This window comes from Oleiphilus sp. HI0132, from assembly GCF_001635845.1.
Map to the genome: position 1 here is coordinate 1 of NZ_LWGJ01000059.1, position 1,023 is coordinate 1,023.

1 protein-coding gene is annotated in these 1,023 nt (G+C 44.0%); it reads left to right on the forward strand.

What is annotated here, in order from left to right:
* On the forward strand, positions 1-1,023 hold a 1,023-nt coding region (locus A3766_RS00895; RefSeq protein ID WP_068641480.1), incomplete at both ends, for a 2-isopropylmalate synthase.

Below are 1,023 nucleotides of genomic sequence, written 5' to 3' on the forward strand. Positions count from 1 at the left end.
TGCTGAAGCTTTAAGAGGAGCAAATGCGTCGCGTATTCACACCTTTATAGCAACCTCCCCGATCCATATGAAGTATAAGCTTCAAATGGAGCCAGATGCAGTTGTCGAGCAAGCTGTGCGAGCAGTAAAAAGAGCGCGAAGCTATACAGATGATGTCGAGTTTTCATGTGAAGATGCTGGTCGTTCAGAGTTGGATTTTCTTTGTCGTATTATAGAGCAAGCGATTAATGCTGGTGCTTCCACAATAAATATCCCGGATACGGTGGGCTATGCGATTCCCGAGCAGTTTGGTGAAACCATAAAAAACCTTATCGAGCGAATTCCAAATTCAGACAAAGCTATTTTCTCGGTTCATTGTCACAATGATCTCGGCTTAGCTGTTGCAAACTCTTTGTCTGCGGTAACCAATGGTGCACGCCAGATTGAATGTACTATTAACGGATTGGGTGAGCGAGCCGGAAATGCTTCTTTGGAAGAGGTTGTAATGGCAGTTCGTACACGATCTGACTTGTTTGACCTATCGACAAATATCGACTCTACACAGATCGTGCCTTGCTCGCGGTTAGTGTCGACGATTACCGGCTTCCCGGTTCAGCCAAATAAAGCAATTGTTGGTGCAAATGCGTTTGCGCATGAGTCTGGCATTCACCAGGATGGTATATTGAAGCATCGAGAAACTTACGAAATTATGAAGGCTCAAGATGTTGGCTGGCATACTAATAGTCTGGTTCTAGGTAAACACTCTGGCAGAAATGCATTTCGTTCCAGAATAGAAGAGCTTGGAATTTCATTGGAGTCTGAGACTGAGTTAAATCAGGCGTTTGCAGCATTTAAAGAATTGGCAGATAAAAAACACGAGATATTTGATGAGGATCTGCATGCATTGGTAAGTTCGACTAAATCTCTAGATCAGGTCGATCTCTATTCCTTGGTTTGTTTGTCAGTGTGTTCCGAGACAGGTGTTGTGCCTGTCTCAAAGGTTACTTTGCTCGTCGATGGAGAGGAAAAGTCTGCTGAGTCAGA